The organism is Endozoicomonas sp. ONNA1 (assembly GCF_024606325.1).
Lineage (GTDB): Bacteria > Pseudomonadota > Gammaproteobacteria > Pseudomonadales > Endozoicomonadaceae > Endozoicomonas_A.
In genome coordinates this window covers 1-4,153 of the sequence record NZ_JAHHPN010000515.1, presented here as the reverse complement: position 1 = coordinate 4,153, position 4,153 = coordinate 1, and the positions used below count along the sequence as shown (strand labels likewise).

Sequence of the window (4,153 nt, the reverse complement as noted above, 5' to 3'; positions counted from 1 at the left end):
TTATACTCGACAACAAAACGTCTTGTTAACGATTCTGCCTGACAGATGGCAGACAGAAACAAAAGCGGCAACAGCCGTGTAGCAAAAAGCGATTGTTTCATTATTCGATCCATACGTTACGAATTATGAAGTGAGGAAAGATAGATCAGGCAAGTAGTAATTCAAGAAAATAAGCGTGTTGTGCTGTCAAATTAGACATCACCTTTATAAAAGTCCTTCTGAGCTTTGGTAACTTTTTTCAGATAGTTTCTAGATTCCTGCCTGGGATGCCTGCGGGTGAGCGCCCAATAGGCCTCTTCAGGTTTCATCTGGTTGAGGATTTCCATAGCTCGGGTGCGATTGGAGTGGAAGGTTTTCAAAACATTCCCCGTTCCCCCGTTGTAGGCAGAGATAATGGCGTAGTGCCTCACCAGAGGATCTTTGACATTTTTTAGATAGCGTGTTTCGAGAAGGTGCAGATAAGCGGTGCCTGCATCAATATTGTTAAACGGGTTGAAAAGATATTGCCTGCTGGGTTGTCCATTGCGACGTTTGACCAGCTTGAAGACATCTCTTCCTGCCGTCGAAGGGATAATCTGCATCAGGCCGTAGGCGTTAGCATGACTCACTGCATAGGGATTGAAACTGCTTTCTGTCCTCATGACGGCATAGATAAGGCTTTCCTTGATCTTGTATCTTTGCGACATCTGTCGAACGATGCCGACATATTGATACTGCCTTTTGATCATATGGTCGCCAACCAGATCAAGGTCAACGGAGTAAACCGTACCCTTACTGCTGGCACGAGTGGTTAACTGGTGGTTGATCAGGTAGTCAGCATACTGGCTGGCTCGCCACTCCCAGCGTATGGGGTGCCCCTGATGATCTACAACCTGTCCGTAGAGCATAGGCTCCTCGCCGAGGGGGACTGCTTTGTCGCTGAACAGGTCAACTTCATCAGGGTTGTAAGGCGTCAGCAGGGTGACAATAATAGCCTTTTTCAGATCCTGTCTATCCAATGTTTCAACATGAACCTTACCCTGTTCGAAGTTAACGAATACCCGGGTACGGTAATGGTTGGTGTATTTGACGTATTCCTTCTTACTGGCACTTTTTTCGTCACCCCAGTTAACACGGGCCTCTGTTGTCAGAATCCGAACCAGGGCTTCAAAGGCGATCACATCTTTCTGGACGGATTTGACTGTCTGAACCGCTGAGTAGACGTCAGCGACCGGTCCACCCAACTCACGGACCACAACATCGGTCGCGTAGTTAATGGCGGTATTGCTGGAGCAACTCAAAAGCAGAGGGAGCATCAGGCAGAGGCCAGCCATTCTCTGAATCTTTTTGATGCAGCTAGCGAAAGGTTTTTGATTGTCTGGCATTGAGTGATTCACTTCCCTGTGATGGCGTGTTTATCCCCTGAGTCCCGAAGATGCACTTTTGTTCTGGATCATTTCGATCTTATAGCCATCGGGATCTTCTACAAAGGCAATCTCTGTTGTGCCACCCTTGACCGGGCCCGGCTCACGGGTAATCTTTCCGCCGTTGGCACGGATGGCGTCACAGGTTGCATAGATATCATCAAAGCCGATAGCTATATGACCAAAACCTGTGCCAGGGTCATACTCGCTCGTGCCCCAGTTATAGGTCAGTTCAATGACGGCCTGTTCTGATTCATCGGCATAGCCAACAAAAGCCAGAGTATATTCGTATTGCTCGTTATCGTGCTTGCGAAGCAGCTTCATACCCAGTATATCGGTATAGAAAGCAATGGAACGATCAAGATCGCCCACTCGAAGCATTGTATGGAGAAGTCTCACAGAAAGCTCCTGATATTCAGAGGGTGAAAGAGTGTTGAAACAGGAAGTGCCATCTTATCGGAATCCATTAGCTGCCGGAAAGCATAACCCGTCAGCCCAATAGATATCATGAACGGAGATTAGCTCAGCCCCCCAATCGATCTATTTTTTTGGAGTGGGAGTGAGGCCCTTAATCGCTTTGCCATCCAGCTCACCGCCTTTGAACTGAATCAGATAGTCTGAACCCTTTTCTTTTTGATGGAGTTGCACCAGAACATAGTCCCAGTCTTTTGCAAACCAGATCCAGGTTTCGCGGTCGTTATCTTCACGGACCACTTTTACGCGGGTGGTGTTGAGTGGCCCGGCAGGGGTACTCAGTACTTCATCGGCTTCGATCACAAACCGCCTTTCGTAGACTTCATCATCGTCAACAATCGGGTAGGTCAGCTCTTTTTTTCCTGCCTTCAAGTCCAGCCGAAGTTGAAGCTGGTATGAAAGAGGATCCTGAGCGCCAGATTTAAATGGGATCTTCGATTGTTTGTCAGCTTGCTGCCAGGAGGCTTCCATAGATTTCCAGTCAAAGCGGGCTGTTTTAGCTGGTTTGCTGCCTATCCCCTTGCGCTCGTATTGGTAATCCCGGGGAAGTGCCTGACCCTTCTGTAAATTGAACCGACTGGTTTCATCCAGACTGATGGAGGCGACGATGACCGATGCACTGGCGCCAAAATTCAGTACCCACTGGTCGCCCTCTTTTTTCAGACTGCGAGTGCCCGAGCCACTGATACCGGAAACTTCCGCTTTATACTCCGCTGTGAATGGCTTTAATGAAACTTCTATGGGTTTTGCAAGGGAAGAGGAGCTGGCGATCAGAAGGCCAGAAACCATCAGGGCAGGGACGCTCTTGAAAAGGATCATTAGGATAATTCCTTTTTAGGTGAAAACCTCCCATGGGTAACAGGGAGACTTTCACAGCTTATCGCCATTCATCAATGAAACCGTTTTTAATGTCCGAAAAAACACGAAAGTCTAAAACGGAGTTATTCTGCTGAGACGATACTTTTTTCAGATATGCGATATCCTCGGGGGCCAAGCGGCTTATTGTCAAGTGATATGACATCGTCTTTTGTCATTATTCGGCCAGAAACAATCCAGTCTATAGCTTTGGGATAAAGGTGATGCTCCATGACCTTAACTCTCTGTTCAAGTGTTTTCGCTGTATCGGCAGATGTGATATTCAGCGTCGCCTGCATAACAACAGAGCCACTGTCCAGCTCTTCGGTGACATAGTGAACCGATGTTCCATGTTCTTTATCATTGGCATCCAGTGCTGACTGGTAGGTGTTCAAACCTTTATGTTTGGGGAGCAGGGACGGGTGTATATTGATCAGTCTTCCCTGGTAGTGTTTGACAAAAGTACTACTGAGTATGCGCATATAGCCTGCCAGTACCACCAGATCCGGTTTAAACTCATCAATACGTTCCATTAGGCCAAGATCAAACGATTCCCGGCTGGGGTAGCGTTTGTGGTCGAGACTACAGGTGTCAACCCCTGCTTTCCGGGCCCTCTCCAGACCATAGGCTTCAGGACGGTTACTGAGTACTCCAGCCACCTTGTAGCTGTATTGATTCTGCTGGTCGAGAATGGCCTGTAAAGTGGTGCCACTGCCCGATAGTAATACGACGATTCGATGGTTATTCGTCATTTCCGCTCTCAAGATTTTTCTCTGCAATGGAGAAAGGCCTGAACAATGCTCAGAGAGTGTCGGGCAAGCCTTTCTTTCTCTTAACGGTAAACGACTTTGTCGCCGGAGCCCGATTCCATATGACCGATGATAAAGGCCTCCTCGCCCAGTTCATTCAGTCTGGCAACGGCCTGTTCAGCCTGCTCTTTGGGAACGCAGATCACCATGCCAACACCGCAGTTGAAAGTCAGATACATTTCTGACTGGGCAATGTTGCCAGCTTGCTGCAGATGTTTGAACACTTCCGGAATTTCCCAGCTTTCGGTGTTGATGACGGCGGCACAACCTTCAGGAATAACTCTTGGCAGGTTTTCAGTCAGACCTCCACCGGTAATGTGTGCCATGGCGTGGACTGGCATTTCTTTCTGAAGCTGCAGCAGGGGTTTGACGTAGATTCGGGTTGGAGCCATCAGGGCTTCAGCCATTGGTTTACCGTCTACCTGAGTGCTCAGGTCTGCCTGGCTGACTTCCAGAACCTTGCGGATCAGGGAGTAACCGTTGGAATGGGGGCCGCTGGACTTGAGGCCAATCAGTACATCGCCGGTGGCGACTTTGCTGCCATCAATGATGTTGGACTTTTCAACGACACCTGTACAGAAGCCTGCCAGGTCATAGTCTTCGCCCTGATAC

Annotated in this window: 5 protein-coding genes; all 5 read right to left on the bottom strand. The window is 48.6% G+C overall.

Going from position 1 to position 4,153, the window contains the following annotated elements:
* Positions 1-191 precede the first annotated feature (191 nt).
* A complete protein-coding gene (gene mltC, locus KDK19_RS11710) occupies positions 192-1,313 on the bottom strand; it encodes a membrane-bound lytic murein transglycosylase MltC (protein ID WP_257274946.1) in 1,122 nt (373 codons plus the stop codon).
* Positions 1,314-1,394: 81 nt separating this feature from the next.
* Positions 1,395-1,802, bottom strand: a complete 408-nt coding sequence (gene gloA / locus KDK19_RS11705; protein WP_257274948.1) for a lactoylglutathione lyase — start codon at positions 1,800-1,802, stop codon at positions 1,395-1,397.
* Positions 1,803-1,943: 141 nt separating this feature from the next.
* The gene (locus KDK19_RS11700) at positions 1,944-2,696 is read right to left on the bottom strand and encodes a DUF3108 domain-containing protein (protein ID WP_257274949.1); all 753 of its coding nucleotides are present in this window, start codon (positions 2,694-2,696) and stop codon (positions 1,944-1,946) included.
* Positions 2,697-2,818: 122 nt separating this feature from the next.
* Entirely contained in the window at positions 2,819-3,484 is a 666-nt protein-coding gene (purN, locus tag KDK19_RS11695; RefSeq protein WP_257279914.1) for a phosphoribosylglycinamide formyltransferase, read from the bottom strand.
* 80 nt (positions 3,485-3,564) lie between these two features.
* Positions 3,565-4,153 (bottom strand): phosphoribosylformylglycinamidine cyclo-ligase (gene purM, locus KDK19_RS11690; RefSeq protein WP_257292010.1); only part of this gene is annotated, 589 nt, incomplete at its 5' end.